The organism is Brevundimonas sp. Soil_N_31, from assembly GCF_057655995.1.
Map to the genome: position 1 here is coordinate 352564 of NZ_JBDGLE010000004.1, position 15261 is coordinate 367824.

General features: G+C 67.8%; 15 protein-coding genes. 9 read left to right on the forward strand and 6 right to left on the reverse strand.

The features are described from left to right. Positions 1-12: 12 nt before the first annotated feature. Positions 13-540 (reverse strand): GNAT family N-acetyltransferase, encoded by a 528-nt coding sequence (locus tag AC3A3G_RS09275; RefSeq protein ID WP_292060192.1) that lies wholly within the window; start codon positions 538-540, stop codon positions 13-15. 235 nt (positions 541-775) lie between these two features. On the opposite strand from AC3A3G_RS09275, the gene AC3A3G_RS09280 reads away from it, so the two are divergent. The 5 genes from AC3A3G_RS09280 (at position 776) to dxs (ending at position 4974) form a co-directional block, all read left to right on the forward strand. Continuing rightward, positions 776-1414 carry a histidine phosphatase family protein gene (locus AC3A3G_RS09280; protein WP_125901463.1) on the forward strand — a complete coding sequence of 213 codons (639 nt, stop codon included), beginning with the start codon at positions 776-778 and terminating at the stop codon, positions 1412-1414. Between the two features lie 60 nt (positions 1415-1474). After that, positions 1475-1732, forward strand: coding sequence for an exodeoxyribonuclease VII small subunit (locus AC3A3G_RS09285; RefSeq protein ID WP_200166178.1), 258 nt, complete (start codon positions 1475-1477; stop codon positions 1730-1732). Next, positions 1732-2088 (forward strand): tRNA-binding protein, encoded by a 357-nt coding sequence (locus AC3A3G_RS09290; protein WP_200166180.1) that lies wholly within the window; start codon positions 1732-1734, stop codon positions 2086-2088. The genes AC3A3G_RS09285 and AC3A3G_RS09290 overlap by 1 nt, the downstream gene beginning before the upstream one ends. 2 nt (positions 2089-2090) lie before the next feature. Then, positions 2091-2996 carry a polyprenyl synthetase family protein gene (locus AC3A3G_RS09295; protein WP_368925357.1) on the forward strand — a complete coding sequence of 302 codons (906 nt, stop codon included), beginning with the start codon at positions 2091-2093 and terminating at the stop codon, positions 2994-2996. Positions 2997-3063: 67 nt separating this feature from the next. Then, the gene (gene dxs / locus AC3A3G_RS09300; RefSeq protein ID WP_412877125.1) at positions 3064-4974 is read left to right on the forward strand and encodes a 1-deoxy-D-xylulose-5-phosphate synthase; all 1911 of its coding nucleotides are present in this window, start codon (positions 3064-3066) and stop codon (positions 4972-4974) included. Between the two features lie 360 nt (positions 4975-5334). Here dxs and AC3A3G_RS09305 read toward each other — a convergent pair whose 3' ends face one another. Then, on the reverse strand, positions 5335-6114 hold the full coding sequence (locus AC3A3G_RS09305; RefSeq protein WP_368925355.1) for a PhoH family protein: 780 nt from the start codon (positions 6112-6114) through the stop codon (positions 5335-5337). Between the two features lie 299 nt (positions 6115-6413). On the opposite strand from AC3A3G_RS09305, the gene AC3A3G_RS09310 reads away from it, so the two are divergent. Then, positions 6414-6944 carry a gamma carbonic anhydrase family protein gene (locus AC3A3G_RS09310; RefSeq protein ID WP_487488037.1) on the forward strand — a complete coding sequence of 177 codons (531 nt, stop codon included), beginning with the start codon at positions 6414-6416 and terminating at the stop codon, positions 6942-6944. Between the two features lie 178 nt (positions 6945-7122). Further along, positions 7123-8037, forward strand: coding sequence for a hypothetical protein (locus AC3A3G_RS09315; RefSeq protein WP_487488038.1), 915 nt, complete (start codon positions 7123-7125; stop codon positions 8035-8037). 126 nt (positions 8038-8163) lie between these two features. On the opposite strand, the gene AC3A3G_RS09320 is transcribed toward AC3A3G_RS09315, so the two are convergent. From AC3A3G_RS09320 to hfaA, 4 genes are all read right to left on the reverse strand, one after another. Further along, positions 8164-11043, reverse strand: a complete 2880-nt coding sequence (locus AC3A3G_RS09320) for a M16 family metallopeptidase (protein ID WP_487488039.1) — start codon at positions 11041-11043, stop codon at positions 8164-8166. 138 nt (positions 11044-11181) lie between these two features. After that, positions 11182-12432, reverse strand: coding sequence for a holdfast anchor protein HfaD (hfaD, locus tag AC3A3G_RS09325; protein ID WP_368925608.1), 1251 nt, complete (start codon positions 12430-12432; stop codon positions 11182-11184). Beyond that, the gene (gene hfaB / locus AC3A3G_RS09330) at positions 12359-13378 is read right to left on the reverse strand and encodes a holdfast anchoring protein HfaB (RefSeq protein WP_125901457.1); all 1020 of its coding nucleotides are present in this window, start codon (positions 13376-13378) and stop codon (positions 12359-12361) included. Before hfaB ends, hfaD begins: the two co-directional genes overlap by 74 nt. Next, positions 13375-13791, reverse strand: a complete 417-nt coding sequence (hfaA, locus tag AC3A3G_RS09335) for a holdfast anchoring protein HfaA (RefSeq protein ID WP_368925612.1) — start codon at positions 13789-13791, stop codon at positions 13375-13377. The genes hfaB and hfaA overlap by 4 nt, the downstream gene beginning before the upstream one ends. Before the next feature lie 143 nt (positions 13792-13934). Between hfaA and AC3A3G_RS09340 the strand changes: the two genes are divergently transcribed. Beyond that, entirely contained in the window at positions 13935-14603 is a 669-nt protein-coding gene (locus tag AC3A3G_RS09340) for a rhomboid family intramembrane serine protease (RefSeq protein ID WP_487488040.1), read from the forward strand. Positions 14604-14675: 72 nt separating this feature from the next. Further along, entirely contained in the window at positions 14676-15104 is a 429-nt protein-coding gene (locus AC3A3G_RS09345; RefSeq protein WP_200166188.1) for a CBS domain-containing protein, read from the forward strand. The last annotated feature ends 157 nt before the right edge of the window (positions 15105-15261 follow it).

The window sequence follows — 15261 nt, forward strand, 5'->3', positions numbered from 1 at the left end:
ACTGGCCCCGGCCTAGCCGCGCCGCAAGATGAACTCGTCATCCATCCAGGCGCCGACCGGATACTGATATTCGCCCGCCTTCTCGAAGCCGTAGGCGGCGTACAGTTTCTGGGCCTTTTCGTTGCCGCTCCAGACGCCGATCCACAGGGGGCCGTCGGTGTGGGCCTCCATCCAGTCCAGCGAGATCTTCAGCAGTTTCGTGCCCAGGCCCAGCCCCTGCGCCTGCTTGCCGACGTAGAGGCGGCGCAGCTCGGCGTGGCTGGCGCGGCCGTCGGGGTGGGGCAGGGTGTTCGGCCCGGCGTTGGCGAAGGCCAGCAGTTCGCCGTCGCGCTCGGCCACCCACCAGGCGGCGCCGGGCTCGGCCAGCTTCTTGGTGATGGCCTCGGCGTTGAAGCTGGCGTCCAGGAACATGGTCAGGTCGGCGGTCGGATAGGGAATGCCGAAGCCGGTGACGAAGGTGTCGATGAAGGTCTGGCGTCCCAGCACGGCCAGGGCGGCGGCGTCATCGGGGCGGGCGGGACGGATCACGGGTTCGCTCATGACCGACGCATAGCGCCGCGCGAAGGCTGGGTGAAGGCGCGTCGGGACGTCCCGCGCCCTGCTCATTGCAGTCTCGTCATCTTTGCGTGGTTGCAGGGGCGCGCGGCGGGAGCTACCACCTTTGTCCAAGGTGCGCTGTTCGCGGCGCACGCCAATGCTGGGATCGGGGAGGTAAAGGGACGCCAAGGCCTTGGTTTCACAGGCTGATCCCCGTGCTATGACTTCTCCTGCACTCATGACTCATTCCGAATCCGCAGTTCAGACGCCGGTTGCGGCCGCCCGCTCCGCCGAGTCGGAGACCGCCCATGGCGCGATCACCCTGGCGCGCCATGGCGAGCCGGCGCTGTCGCGCAAATGCATGATCACCTCGGACCAGTATCGCGACTGGTGGGGCCGGTATGAGATCGGCGGCCTGCGTGCGGGTCAGACGCCGCCCCAGGCCCTGCTGAGCACGGCCGAGGGTGCGGGGGCGATCTACGCCTCCACCCGGCCGCGCGCGCAGGAAACCGCCCGCGCCGTGGCCCCGGGTCGCGACGTGCTGGTCGACGCTCTCTTCATTGAGGCGCCCCTGCCGCCGCCGCATTTCCCGGCCTGGATCAAGCTGTCGCCGCGCTATTGGGGCGTGATCTCGCGCATTTGGTGGCACGCCTTCAACCACCACGAGGGCCAGGAAACCCGCGCCGAGGCCGAGGTCCGCGCCGACCAGGCCGCGCGCGTCCTGATCGCCCGCGCCTCGGAAGGCCATGACGTGCTGGTGCTGGCGCACGGCTATTTCAACCACATGGTCGGCCAGCGGCTGAAGGCGCACGGCTGGCGTCTGGCCCATAACCAGGGCTTCAAATACTGGTCCCAGCGCCGTTTCGTGAAGCGCTGACGTCGCGGGGTCAGGAAGGCCGTTGAAGCGGCGCGCCTGCCTCTCTAGGTTGCGCCCATCATGACTGACGCATCCGCTTCCCCCACCGTGCCCGCCGACCTCAGCTTCGAGGACGCCCTGTCGCGTCTGGAGGGCATCGTTTCGCGCCTGGAATCGGGTCAGGCGCCGCTCGAGGAGTCCATCGCCCTGTACGAAGAGGGCGCGCGGCTGAAAGCTCACTGCGAGGCGCGGTTGAAGGCCGCCCAACTGCGGGTCGAGAAGATTGTGGTCGGCGCCGACGGCCAGGCCAAGGGCGTCGAACCGGCCGAGTTCGGCTGATGTCGGGTTCCGAACTCGCGCCGCAGATCGGCTTCGACGACTTCATGAAGGTGGACGTTCGCGTCGGCCGGATCATCAAGGCCGAGCCGTTTCCCGAGGCCCGCAAGCCCGCCTATAAGCTGACCATCGACTTCGGCGAGGCGATCGGCGTCAAGAAGTCCTCGGCCCAGATCACCCATCACTACTCCCTGGACGAGCTGCACGGCCGCAAGGTCGCCGCCGTCGTCAACTTCCCGCCGCGCCAGATCGGGCCGGTGATGTCCGAGGTGCTGACGCTCGGCTTCCCGGATGCGGAGGGGAATGTCGTCCTGGCCGGCGTCGATCGCGACCTGCCGCTGGGCGGGAGGCTGTTTTGACTATGCTCGCCGCCAATTCGCCGGAACAGGCCGTCATCGACCGCGTGAGCGAGATCGCCGATCTGGTCACGGTCGCCCTGGATCAGCTGCTGCCGCGCGCCGATGGCCCGGAAGCGCGCCTGACCGAGGCCATGCGCTATGCGGCGCTAGGACCGGGCAAGCGGCTGCGTCCCTTCTTCGCCATCGAGGCGGGCCGGATGCTGGAGGTCGAGGAGTGCGCCGTCCTGCGCGCCGCCTGCGCCCTGGAATGCGTTCACGCCTATTCGCTGGTGCATGACGACCTTCCGGCGATGGACGACGACGACGTGCGTCGCGGCCGTCCGACCCTGCACATCGCCTATGACGAGGCCACGGCCATCCTGGCGGGCGATGCGCTTCAGACCGCGGCCTTCGACATCATCCTGGACGAGGACACGCACGACGACGCGGCCGTGCGCTGCGAACTGGCGCGGCGTTTGTCGTTTGCCTCGGGCGCGCGGGGCATGGCGGGCGGTCAGATGATCGACCTCATGGGCGTGCGCGACGATCTGGGCGGTGTGGCGCGGATGCAGCGCCTGAAGACCGGCGCCCTGTTCGCCTACGCCTTCGAGATCCCGCTGATCATCGCCGACGCCAACGAAGCGGCGTGGCACGCCCTGACCAGCTTCGCCCACGACATCGGCCTGGCCTATCAGATCGTCGACGATGTTCTGGACGCGGAAGGCTCGGCCGAGGAGATGGGCAAGGCCGCCGGCGGCAAGGACGCCGCTCTGGGCAAGACCAACTTCGTCACCCTGCTGGGCGTCGATGCGGCGCGACAGAGGGTCGCGCATCTGGCCGATCAGGCCCGCTCGCACCTTGACCTGTTCGGTCATGAGGCCGAAATCCTCAAGGCCAGCGTGGACTTTGTGCTTCAACGCCGGTCCTGATAGGAAACGCGCCCGCCCTCAGCGGGTTACTGTTTGACGTTCCGTCGTCTGAAGGCCCCCGATCCCCATGCCCAACACCCCGCTTCTCGACACCGTCAAGTTTCCCGCCGACACGCGGGGCTTCGACATTCCCCAGCTGAAACAGCTGGCGGACGAGGTGCGGGCCGAGACCATCGACGCCGTCTCCGTCACCGGCGGGCACCTGGGCGCGGGACTGGGCGTGGTCGAGCTGACGGTCGCCCTGCACCACGTCTTCGAGACGCCGCAGGACATCCTGATCTGGGACGTCGGCCACCAGTGCTATCCGCACAAGATACTGACCGGGCGGCGCGACCGTATGCGCACCTTGCGCCAAGGCGGCGGCCTGTCGGGCTTCACCAAGCGCTCCGAGAGCGAATACGACCCCTTCGGCGCGGCCCACGCCTCGACCTCGATCAGCGCGGCGCTCGGTTTCGCCGCCGCCCGCGACGCCAAGGGCGAGAAGAACCGCGTCGTGGCCGTCATCGGCGACGGCTCCATGTCGGCGGGCATGGCCTATGAGGCGATGAACAACGCCGCCGAGGCCACCAGCGGCCAGCTGATGGTGGTGCTGAACGACAACGACATGTCGATCGCCCCGCCCGTCGGCGGCATGAGCGCCTATCTGGCCAAGCAGGTCTCGGGCGGCGCCTATCAGAACATCCGCAAGGTCGGAAAGAAGTTCGTCGACCACATGCCGCGCCCCTTCCGCGACGCCGCGCGCAAGGCCGAGGAATACGCACGCGGCATGATCGTCGGCGGCACCCTGTTCGAGGAACTGGGCTTCTACTACGTCGGGCCGATCGACGGTCACGACATGGAGAATCTGGTCCCCATTCTGAAGAATGCGGCGGCCATCACCGACCGCCCGGTCCTGGTCCACGTCGTCACCCAGAAGGGCAAGGGCTACGCCCCGGCCGAGAGCAGCGCCGACAAGCTGCACGCGGTAGTCAAGTTCGACGTGGTGTCGGGCAAGCAGGCCAAGTCCGTCTCCAACGCTCCCAGCTACACCAAGGTGTTCGGGACCGAGCTGATCAAGCACGCTGAAGCCGACCCGACCGTCATGGCCATCACCGCCGCCATGCCGTCCGGCACGGGCCTGGACCTGTTCGGCCAGGCCTTCCCGGACCGCACTTTCGACGTCGGCATCGCCGAGCAGCACGCCGTGACCTTCGCCGCCGGCCTGGCCGCCGATGGGATGAAGCCGGTCTGCGCCCTCTATTCGACCTTCCTGCAGCGCGGCTACGATCAGGTCGTCCACGACGTGGCGATCCAGTCCCTGCCGGTGCGCTTCGCCATGGACCGGGCCGGTCTGGTCGGGGCCGATGGCGCGACCCATGCCGGATCGTTCGACATCGGCTATATGGGCGCCCTGCCGGGCATGGTGCTGATGGCCGCCTCGGACGAGGCCGAACTGGCGGCCATGATCTCGACCTCGCTGGCCATCGACGACCGCCCCAGCGCCTTCCGCTATCCGCGCGGCGAGGGCGTGGGCGTTGACATCCCTGAGCTGGCCGCCCCGCTCGAGATCGGCAAGGGCCGCATCGTCCGCGAAGGCACGTCGGTCGCCATCCTGTCGCTGGGCACGCGCCTGCAGGAATCGCTGAAGGCCGCCGACATGCTGGCCGCCAAGGGCGTCTCGGCTACCGTCGCCGACGCCCGCTTCGCCAAGCCGCTGGACGCCGACCTGATCCTGCGCCTGGCGCGCGAGCACGAGGCGCTGATCACGGTGGAAGAGGGCGCCATGGGCGGCTTCGGAGCCTTTGTGCTTCAGTTGCTGGCCGAGAAGGGGGCGCTGGACGGCGGGCTCAAGATCCGCACCCTTTGCCTGCCCGACATCTTCCAGGATCAGGACAAGCCCGAGGTCATGTACGCCCAGGCCGGCCTGAACGCCGAACACATCGCCGCCGCCGCCGTGACGGCGCTGGGCGTCGACGCCAGCCGGGCGGTGCGAGCGTAGAATAAGCGGCCTTCTCCCCTTGTGGAAGAAGTTGCTCAAGTAGCCGTAGGCGGTAGCACGCTAAAATCCTTCTCCCCTTGTGGGAGAAGGTGGTCCGTGAGGACCGGATGAGGGGTGTCTGCGAGACGACCCGCCATTTTCGCTGAGAGCTTGACCGGTTGACGAGGTGTAAGCACCCCTCATCCGAGCGCCTTCGGCGCCCACCTTCTCCCACAAGGGGAGAAGGGCAGGGATCGCAACGCAATCGACCATCCCCCCTCGGCACCTGTGCTAGACTGCGCGCGGGCCGAGGGGAGATTTCAGACGATTCAGACGAATTGGACTCTCTTTTTTCTTTCTCTCACCAGAGGAAGGCGCGGGTCACAGCACCCCGATCATGCTGGCGACCAGCGGGTGGCGCACGATGTCGCGTTCGGCCAGGCGGACGACGGCGATCTCGGGCACGGCCTCCAGCCGCTCGGCGATGTCCGAGAGCCCCGACACGCCCGGCAGCAGGTCCGACTGGTGCGGGTCGCCCGTCACCACCATGGTCGAGTGCCAGCCCAGCCGGGTCAGCAGCATCTTCAACTGGACGTAGGTGCAGTTTTGCGCCTCGTCCACGACGATGAAGGCGTTGTTCAGGGTGCGGCCGCGCATATAGCCGATGGGGGCGATCTCGATCAGACCCTCGGCCATCAGGGCCTTGACCCGCTTCATGCTGAGACGATCCGACAGGGCGTCGTAGAGCGGCCGCAGATAGGGGGCCAGCTTGTCCTCCATGTCGCCGGGCAGGAAGCCGATCGATTCCCCGGCCTCGACCGCCGGGCGGCTCAGGACGATGCGGCCGACCTTGCCCGCCTCCAGCGCCTCGACCGCCTTGGCGACGGCCAGATAGGTCTTGCCCGTGCCCGCCGGGCCCAGCGCCAGCACCAGATTGGCGTGGTCGACGGCCTCCATCAGTTCGGCCTGACCGTCCGACTTGGGCTTCAGCGTCTTCATATAGCCCTGGTCCCGCTCGTCGTTCGAGGGGACGGGCGACCAGCCGCCGACGCGGGCGGGCAATCGCCGTACCTTGGCGTCCTGAATGAAGTCGGGCGAATCCAGCACGCCTTCGCGCAGCTGACGCTTGATGGCCGATCGTTTGCTCATGGACGCCTCCAGGGCATGAAAAAAGGCGAGCCCGGCAGGGTCTCGCCTTGGTCGTCGGTGGGGGAGGTGGGGGCCGAAGTCGCGCAGTCGGCCCGAACGGTCGCAGGGTCTTCGCCGCAGCAGGTGCGTCGCCGTCCCCGAACTGGTCGTGAACACGCCAAGCGCATTCTCCAGCGTCTGACCGGACCGGGCTTGATCCGGCTTCGGATCCGGGGGCGAATGGGGCCTGCCGAATCGCATCAACAGTTTGATGCTAACGTGGTTTCTGAAGGGTTAAAGCCTTCATTTTAAGAAGAATAGGCGGTGTGCGGATGAGTGTTTACAGTCTGGGCGACAGCAAGCCTCAGCTTCCGCCGGAGGGCGAATACTGGATCGCGCCGAATGCAACCGTTCTAGGGAACGTGATTCTGCATCCGGGCGCCAGCATCTGGTTCAACGCCGTGCTGCGTGGCGATAATGATCCCATCGTCATCGGGGCGGACACGAATATTCAGGATGGCGGCATCCTGCATACTGACGTCGGCTCGCCCCTGACCATCGGCACCGGCGTGACGGTGGGGCACAAGGTGATGCTGCATGGGTGCGAGATCGGCGACAACAGCCTGATCGGCATCGGCGCGGTCATCCTGAACGGCGCGCGCATCGGGAAGAACTGCCTGATCGGCGCCAACGCCCTGATTACCGAAGGCAAGGTCATCCCGGACAACAGCCTGGTCATGGGCCAGCCCGGCAAGGTGGTCCGGGAATTGGAAGAGGGGCAGATCGAGGCGCTGCGCATCTCGGCGCAGCATTATGTGCAGAACTGGCGCCGCTATGTGACGGGTCTGAAGCCGGTCGGCTGAGCCTTCGCCCCACAATGGCACGGTTCACAATGAGACAGAGGCGGCCGAAGCGGCTGAAACCGGCCGGAAAGGCTTTGAATCCGCCCAATGTCGGACGCTGGAAACGGCCCGGCGCTTGCATCGGTCCTGCCGACGATCAATGCAGGAGTCCGATCCCATGCGGATAGGGATTACGAAAATGCTGGCAGGCGCCGCGGCCTTTGTGGGGCTGATGGCCCTTGCCGATACTGCGGCCGCAGGTTGCGCGCCCGGCGGCTGTTTGCCGCCTCCGCCGCCGAATCCGCCGATCTTGCCGCCGCCGACGCCGATTTCACCGCCGGTGACGCCGCCCGGCGGCGGGGGATGCGGTCCCAGCGGCTGCCTGCCGCCGCGTCCGCCGGTGACGCCGCCCTGTGGCGGCGGAGGATGCCTGCCGCCGCCGCCTCCGGTGTGCTGCGGACCGGGCGGAGGCAATGTGAACGTCAATGTGAACGTGAACGCCAACGCCAATGCGACCGCCAACGCCACGGCGCGCGCATGGGCGGGATCGCGCGCCAACTCTACCATCATCTACAGCGGCGGCGGCGCTTACTTCAACGTCGACCAGCCCTATCCGACCACCATCCAGGGCCTGAACGTCCAGGGCGGGATGCAGTCGGTGCGCGTGCCCTTCACCGCCACGCGCCGTATCGAGAAGCAGGTCGTGCTGCAGGCCGTCTGCATCGACGACCGCAATGTGCCGCACCCCGCGTCCCAGGTGACGCCGGGCCGGGACGTCGCCAACAGCTATGACGGCGAACTGTATCGCTGCCTGGCGGGCACCAAACTGCAATGGACCATCAGCGACGCCGAAGGCGCGCCGGGCGAGACCGTGGCCTGCAACAAGGGCGACGCCCTGTGGCACGGCGCCGGCGGCCGTCTGGAATGCCGTCCTGAAAAGCAGGCGCGTCAGTGCAACGAGCGTTCGCTGCTGCGTCGCTACGGCGCCGGCGTGAAGGTGCTGAGCATGATGCGCGAAGAGACCTACACCGAGTATCGCGAGGAAATGGTCGAGGGCGCGGCGTCCACGGGCATGATCATGATGGACGGCGGCGTCGGCGGTCGGGTTTTCTGAACCGGCTGTTCAGCCTGGCGACAGGCGCAGACGCCTAAGGTCCAGGCATCGACTCTCCGTCGATAGGCCTAAACGACTGGGCCCCGTTCCTTGCGGAACGGGGCCCTTTCTTCGTTTGGAGTAGGCTTACTGTGCGGCGTTGGCCGAGACGACCTCGGCCTTCCACGCCGTATCCGGCTTCAGATACTGACGCGCAGCCGCCTGGATGTCGGCGGCGGTGAAGGATTCCAGATCGCTGATGTGCGTCTGGATCTGCTCCAGAGAGGCGGGCTTGGCGGCCAGATCCTCCAGCTGGCCCAGCCAGTATTCGTTGCCGGCCTGGCTGCGGCGCAGGGACTCGATCACCGGCAGGCGGGCGCGGTTCAGTTCGTCCTCGCTGACCGGCTTGTCGCGCAGGTCGGCGATGATGGCGTCGACGGCGGTGAAGAAGGCGCCGAACTTGTCCGGAGCCGTGTCCGCCGTGATCGAGATGGAGCCGTAGCCCTGGAACACGTCGGACGCCGAGGAACGGACGCCGGGCGAATAGGCCAGGGCCTGCTTCTCGCGGATTTCCTCCGTCACGCGCAGCTTCAGCACCTCGGCCAGGATGGCGGCCCGGCGCGACTCGGTGCGATCTTTGACCGCATCGGTGGTCGGCCAGGCGATGTAGGCTAGGCCTTGCTCGGCCGGACCGGCGTGGGTCAGGCGGATCGGCTGGGCCGTCGGCGCCGGGAAGTGACGCTGATCCGAACCGGCCATCGGCTGGGCGGCCGGGGCGCGAGCGGGCAGGGCGGCGAAGGTCGAGGCGACCGAGGCGACCGCGTCCTCCACCTTGACGTCGCCGACCATGACGATGTCGATCGGGCCGGAGGCCAGGCCCTGAACCACGCCCTGCTTCAGCTCATCCAGGGTGAAGGCGGCGATTTCTTCGAGCGAGGCCATGGATTCGCGCTTGTCGCCGCTGGCCAGCAGGCCGCTGGCCTGAAGGCTGAAGGCGCCGCTGGGCGTGGCCATCTGCTGGGCCATGAACTGCGGCAGGACGGCCTTGATCTGCTCGAACGGCGCCGGGCGCAGGCCCGGATCGGTCAGATAGGCGGCCAGCACCTGCATCTGCAGTTGCAGATCGGCCGGGCGGGTGGCGCCCGACAGCTGATAGGCATCGCCGTCGATGGCGAAGCCCGCGCCGTAGATCTTGCCGGTCAGGACGCGGTTCAGTTCGTCCGCTGTCAGCTTACCCAGACCGCCCGCGGTGAAGACCATCGGGGCGAGAGACTCGGAGGTGAAGCGGTCGGTCGGCAGACCCATTTCGCCGATGCCGGTGCGGACCGAGATCAGGATCTGCTGATCCTTGAAGGCCGTCGGCTTGACGGTCAGGCGCACGCCATTGGGGAAGGTGACGACCGTGGCGCCGACGGCGGCGACTTCGGTGGTCGAGACCGGCGTGGCGGCGGCGCCGAAGTCAGCGTAGGGCCATGCCAGTTCCGCCTGGACGGCCGGAGCGGTCACGGGAGTGGCGCGGCTGGCTTCCAGCAGGGCGGTGACGCCCGCTTCGCCGCCCTCGATCGGTTCGGGGGTGACGACCAGGGCCAGGGGGCCTTGGCCTTCAAAGGCGCGCTTGACCTCGGCGCTGACCTGCTCGGCCTTGAGATCCTTCACCGCGGCCTCGAACAGGGCGAGGTTGGCGGACGGGGCCGAGAAGACCTTGTCGTCGTTGGCGGCGCCCAGCAGGGCGTTGGCCAGGGCCGGGGTGCTGCGCGTCGCGGCCGCCTGAACGGCGTTTTCCAGCGCCGTGCGCGTGTTGGCGATCTCGCGGTCGAGTTCGACTTGAGAAACGCCGAACTGCACCAGGCGGCGCTGTTCCTGCTCGATGGTCTCCAGCGCGCGCTTGATGCCGCCGGGGTTGAAGGCGGCCGAGACGCTGCCGAGGTCCAGGGTCTTGAACAGGGTCGCCTGGCCGCCGCCGGCGCCGATGAAGGGCGGGTTGTCGGCGCGGGCCAGTTCGCCCAGGCGACGGTTCAGCACGGCCATGCCCAGGCTTTGCAGCAGGGCGTCGCGGCGCTGAGCGGCCGTGTCGGGATCGAGGTCGGGGTTGCGAATCCAGTTCAGTTGAACCGAGGACTGCACGCCCGGCTCGACCAGGATACGGGTCTCGGGCTGGCGCGGGGCGACCTGTCCCAAATCGGGCTCGGGACCGTCGGCGGCCTTGGGCGTCCAGTCCGAGAAGGTCGACTTGATCTTGGCTTCCATCTGATCGACGTCGAAGTCGCCGACCGCGATCATGGTGGCGCGTTCGGGGCGGTAATAGGCTTCGTAGAACTCGACGAAGCGCTCGCGCGGGGCGCTGCGGATGATGCTGAGGTCGCCGATCGGCAGACGGTTCGACAGGCGCTGGCCCGGCGCCAGCAGGGCGATCTGCGCCTTCAGCGAGCGCAGGGCCGGGGTGTTGCGCAGGCGCTCTTCACCCTCGATCACGCCGCGCTCGGCGTCGATGTCCTCGGCCTTCATCAGGGCTTCGGAGACCTGTTCGCGCATGATGCGCAGCGAGGTGTCGACGGTCTCGTCGTTGGTGCGCGGAAGCTCCAGCGTATAGGCGGTCTGGTCGAAGCTGGTGAAGGCGTTGGTGTCGGCGCCGAAGGCCAGGCCCAGACGCTCCAGAATCCGCAGCAGCTCATTCTCGGGCACATTGGTCGTGCCGTTGAAGGCCATGTGCTCCATGAAGTGGGCCAGACCCAGCTGGTCCTCGTTCTCCATCAGCGAACCGGCCGCGATCCGCAGGCGCAGGGACGCCTGACCGGGCGGGGTGGCGTTCTTCATGATGGCGTAGCGCATGCCGTTGGGCAGGACGCCGAAGCGTACGGCCGCATCGGCCGGAATGTCGCTGGCCGCCTGGGCCCAGGGGCTGGAGGGTTGGGCGTCCTGCGTCGCGGCGGCTGGCGGCTGGGTCAGGGCGACGGCGGGAAGCGCGGCTCCGCCCATCAGGGCGAGGCTGGACGCGGCAAGCAGGAGCAGGCGGCGAGGGGATCGCATTCGGTAGTCTCCGCGACGTGCGAGCGGGCGGCCCCCGGGACTGATTGCGGCCCTGCACGTAAGACAGGCGCGAAGCTTCTTCAGCTCCGCGCCTGTTCACGGTGACAAACGAACTTGACTACCTCAAGTTACCGAAAGTTAATTCGGGCGGGTGACGTAGAAGCTCGCCGTGTTGCCGACGGCGTTGGCGCCCGCGACGACGTTGCGACCCCAGCCGTTGACGTTGGTCGTCGCCGTCGCCCGCACGTCGCCCATGTTGGTCTGGCTGTTGCGGACGTTCAGGTCGCCGCCGCAGGTCGAGCAGGCGAAGCCGGTGACGGCGTTGCCCGCCGCATTGGCCCCGACATAGGCGTCATAGCCGTTCTGACCCGTGAAGCCGGCGCTGGCGGTGACGCCGCCGGTGTTCATCTGGGTGTTGTCGATGCTGACATAGATGTCGTTGTTGCCCGCATGAACCTCGTTGCCCACGGCCTCGGCCGTCGAATGGGCGGCGCCGAAGTCATAGGAACTGAGTTCGGTGCGCGACAGCACCTCCGCCGAGTTCTGCTGATCCACGTCCACGACCAGCGAACCGCCCTGATTATAGAAGGCGGCCTGGTTGGAGGCGGCGCGGCTGCGCGCGGCTATGTCCCAGGCGTTGCCTGCCCACACGCCCGTCCAGGCGGTGACGCCTGCGCCCGAGGCGTTCTGGCTGACCGCCAGGTTCTGGTGCGAGTTTGGCGTCGAGGTCGCCTGTACGGCGTTGGCCGATGCCTGGCTGCTGAAGACGGCCGGCGCCGGGGCGTAGGTGAAGCGGGCCTCGTTCTCGGCGTAGATTTCGCCGGTCGAGTTCTGATCGGTGCGGCCCGTGACGGCGCCGCGTTGCTCGCCCGTGCCGCTGGCGCCCAGGGCGACGGTGTTGCCGATGGCGTCGGCCGAGACATGGCCGCCGTAGTTCAGGCGAGCGCCGGTCTCCACGATCTGGCTGCGCGCCGTGACGTTGCCGTTCAGGTTCTGGCCTGCGTCGACGTCGATGCCCGTGTTGACCGCGGTCCCGGCCAGATAGTTGCCGCGCGCCTGGGTCACGCTGTTCACATAGCCCGTCTCGCCGCGCAGGGTCAGGGAGGTGTCCGCCACGGCGGCGCCCTGCATGTCCTGGGTCGAGCGGATGTCGGCGGCGCGGCCGTCGGCGCCGCCGGACAGGGCGTTGCCCATGGCGGCGTTCGACACGGCGACGTTGTCGCTGACATTGACGACGTTCAGGCGTTGACCGCTGATGACGTCGCCCAGGTTGAGCTGTTCATTCAGGACCAGACCGCGATCCTGGGCGGAAGCCTCAGCGGCCGCCGCTACGCACAGCGCTGTCGCGGCGATCGTGCCAGCGAGACGGGTCGGCGCGAGTTTGGCCATTGTTCGTGTCCGTGTTTGCGTAAGCAGGATAGTAGCCGCCGGTGGCGCCGACCGGGCTGTCGCCCAGCGGGTCATTGGCGGGGTTGAGGCAGATTTCCGGGCCGGGGGCGCCGTACAGGTTGGCCATGAACTCGACCGTGGCGCGTTCGACCAGGGCGCGGACCGCCAGCTGGACCGGCTCCAGGCCGCTGGTGCCGGCCGAGATGTCGAAGACGTTGCCGTTCAGGAAGTCGAAGACGCCCGCCGACACTTCACGGCCGACGATCTGCTTCTGATAGGAGACGACGTCTACGACCTCGAGGGTGGTGGTCTGCACCAGGCGCAGGTCGATCGCGACGTTCATCACGAACACCTTGCCGGTCAGCAGGCCCGAGCCGCCGTTCTCGCCCACTTCGCCGCCGGCGATGTCGAAGCCGCCCGAGCGGATGTTGTAGTTCACCTCGGTGATGCCGCCGACCACATAGAAGTCGGAGCCCGGCACCTGACCGGCCAGGATGCGGCGGAAGGCGGCGTCCTGGGGCGCGCCGTTCGGCACGTCGTCGCCGATCAGCTTGTTGTTGGCGTAGCGCAGCTCCAGCTCGGACACCGAGGTGTCATAGCGCTCGACGATGCGGGCGCCGGCCTTCGCCAGGGCGGTGTTGGCCATCAGGGACGCGCCCTGGGTGATCTGGCGACCGCCGTCCGAGGAGATGGAGCCGGTGTAGTCGCTGATCCGGCCCACAGCCATGCGCGGCGAAGGAAGGTTGTAGCGGCGCGCATAGTCGGCCAGGCAATACAGCGCGGTCGAATAGGGCGTCGGGTTCGACGTGACCGGCGCGTTGCCGATCGGCTTGGCGTACTGGCCCGAGGGACCGGCCGAGGTGGCGCAGCCGCTCAGCAGAGCAGCGGCGGCGGCGACGCAGCCGAAGGCGCGCACGGGCGAGCGACGGATGGCGGTGATGTTCATGGACGGGGCCCGTTCAGGGTGGTGCCGGCGTTGATGTTGCCGTTGTTGGTCTGGTTGGAGTTGACGACGACCGTGTTGCGGTTGCCCTGGACGACCACATTCAGGTTGTTGCCGATGGCGGTGGAGCCGCCGATGTTGGTTCCGCCGCCCGATCCGACGCCGCCGCTGAAGTGGCTGGACGAAGAGCTGCTGCCGCTGCGCGAGTAGGCGCTGCCGTTCTGTTGGATGATGCCGTCGACAACCAGGCGGTTGCCGTTGGCGTCGCGGGTCGTGCCGCGGCTGGCCTGGGCGGTGGTGTAGCGCGAGGCGCCGTAGCCGGCCTGGAACTGGCCCGCTCCGGCCGAGCCGGTCGACTGCGCGGCGGCCGAACCGGCGGGCAGGACCGCCAGCACGGCGGCGGCCGCTACGGTCATGAGTGTCAGGCTATGAGACGGCATAAGGCGCTCCCGAGAACTTCTGGAACGGCTCACGCAATGACCGTGCCATACGGTTTCAGTGTCGTATTGGCGCAAAACGGCGTCTTGAGATCGGATGCGACTGGCCCCATCAAGGGCGAATGTCCCAATCTGACGCCCGTTCGCCGCGGCCGCCGCGCGAAAAGATCTTCAACGCGCCCTTCCTGCCTCTGCTGATCGCAGCATCCATGCCGGTGCTCTTCTATCTGCAGGAGCGGCTTCCCGATCAGGGACTCTCCATGGCCTTCGTCCCGGCGGAGCTGTGGCGCGGACAGTGGACGGGCCTGTTCACCTCCATGCTGCTGCACGGCGGCTGGGCCCACGGGACGATGAACGCCGTGGGCGCCCTGGCTTTCGGCGCGCCCGTGGGGCGGCTGATGGAGCGCGGGCCGGGGCCGCTGGTCTTTATTCTCTTCTATATAGCGGCGGGCGCCGTGGCGGCGCTGGGCTATGGTCTGGTGCACCCGAACAGCATGGCGCCGCTGGTCGGCGCCTCGGGGGCTGTCTTCGGCCTGATCGGCGCAGCGACCCGGTTGATGGGCGGCCATGGGCGCGTTCTGCCGCTGTTCCATCCGATGGTTCTGAAAGCGTCCGCTGCGTGGATGGCGGTGAATCTCATTGTGGGCCTGATCGGCCTGGCGCCGGGCGCGGACGGCGCTCGCATCGCCTGGGAGGCCCACGCCGTCGGCTTCCTGTTCGGCATCCTCGCCATCGGTCCCATCGGCGGGTGGTTCGCCGCGCGCCGGGATTTGCCTATCGGCGGCGTCTGAGCGAACCTGTCCGCCTTGCGGCCGGTCCGCGACGCCCGCGGACGACGGCCTGCCCATAAGGAGGAAGTCGCCATGCTGGTCGCCGAGATTCTCAAGGGCAAGGGAGACGCCGTCTTCACCCTGGCGCCGGACGCCTCTCTGAGTGAAGCCTGCGCCGAACTGGAGCGCCGCCAGGTCGGGGCGCTGATCGTCTGTGAAGGCGACGGCGTGGCGGGCGTCTTGTCCGAGCGCGACATCGTGCGGGCCATCTCCCGCGACGGTCCCGAGGCGCTGAAGCGGCCCGTCTCCGATTATATGACGAGCGAAGTGGTCTTCGCCGATCCGGCCGAAACGGTCGAGGCGCTGATGGCGCGGATGACCGACCGCCGAATCCGCCATCTGCCCGTATTGCTGGACAAGCGGCTGGCCGGCGTCGTCTCGATCGGAGACGTGGTCAAATGCCAGATCGCCCAGGCCACGCAGGAAGCTGAGAGCCTGCGCACCTATATAGCGGCGGGGTAGGGCGCGGCTTCCCCCTGTGCATAAGCGCCCGTTCTGTGGATAGATCGGGAAAGCCGCTTTTGCCTATTGCCAGTCGGAAAGTGGGGACGTATATCGCCGCCTCGCTCGGAGACGGGCTGGCCCGACGGGCTTCGGAGACGGTGTTTTCGGGGTTTTG

Coding starts and splice junctions, on each gene's coding strand:
- AC3A3G_RS09275 (WP_292060192.1), bottom strand. CDS start 540: ATGAGCGAACCCGTGATCCGTCCCGCCCGCCCCGATGACGCCGCCGCC.
- AC3A3G_RS09280 (WP_125901463.1), top strand. CDS start 776: ATGACTCATTCCGAATCCGCAGTTCAGACGCCGGTTGCGGCCGCCCGC.
- AC3A3G_RS09285 (WP_200166178.1), top strand. CDS start 1,475: ATGACTGACGCATCCGCTTCCCCCACCGTGCCCGCCGACCTCAGCTTC.
- AC3A3G_RS09290 (WP_200166180.1), top strand. CDS start 1,732: ATGTCGGGTTCCGAACTCGCGCCGCAGATCGGCTTCGACGACTTCATG.
- AC3A3G_RS09295 (WP_368925357.1), top strand. CDS start 2,091: ATGCTCGCCGCCAATTCGCCGGAACAGGCCGTCATCGACCGCGTGAGC.
- dxs (WP_412877125.1), top strand. CDS start 3,064: ATGCCCAACACCCCGCTTCTCGACACCGTCAAGTTTCCCGCCGACACG.
- AC3A3G_RS09310 (WP_487488037.1), top strand. CDS start 6,414: ATGAGTGTTTACAGTCTGGGCGACAGCAAGCCTCAGCTTCCGCCGGAG.
- AC3A3G_RS09315 (WP_487488038.1), top strand. CDS start 7,123: ATGCTGGCAGGCGCCGCGGCCTTTGTGGGGCTGATGGCCCTTGCCGAT.
- AC3A3G_RS09320 (WP_487488039.1), bottom strand. CDS start 11,043: ATGCGATCCCCTCGCCGCCTGCTCCTGCTTGCCGCGTCCAGCCTCGCC.
- hfaD (WP_368925608.1), bottom strand. CDS start 12,432: ATGGCCAAACTCGCGCCGACCCGTCTCGCTGGCACGATCGCCGCGACA.
- hfaB (WP_125901457.1), bottom strand. CDS start 13,378: ATGAACATCACCGCCATCCGTCGCTCGCCCGTGCGCGCCTTCGGCTGC.
- hfaA (WP_368925612.1), bottom strand. CDS start 13,791: ATGACCGTAGCGGCCGCCGCCGTGCTGGCGGTCCTGCCCGCCGGTTCG.
- AC3A3G_RS09340 (WP_487488040.1), top strand. CDS start 13,935: ATGTCCCAATCTGACGCCCGTTCGCCGCGGCCGCCGCGCGAAAAGATC.
- AC3A3G_RS09345 (WP_200166188.1), top strand. CDS start 14,676: ATGCTGGTCGCCGAGATTCTCAAGGGCAAGGGAGACGCCGTCTTCACC.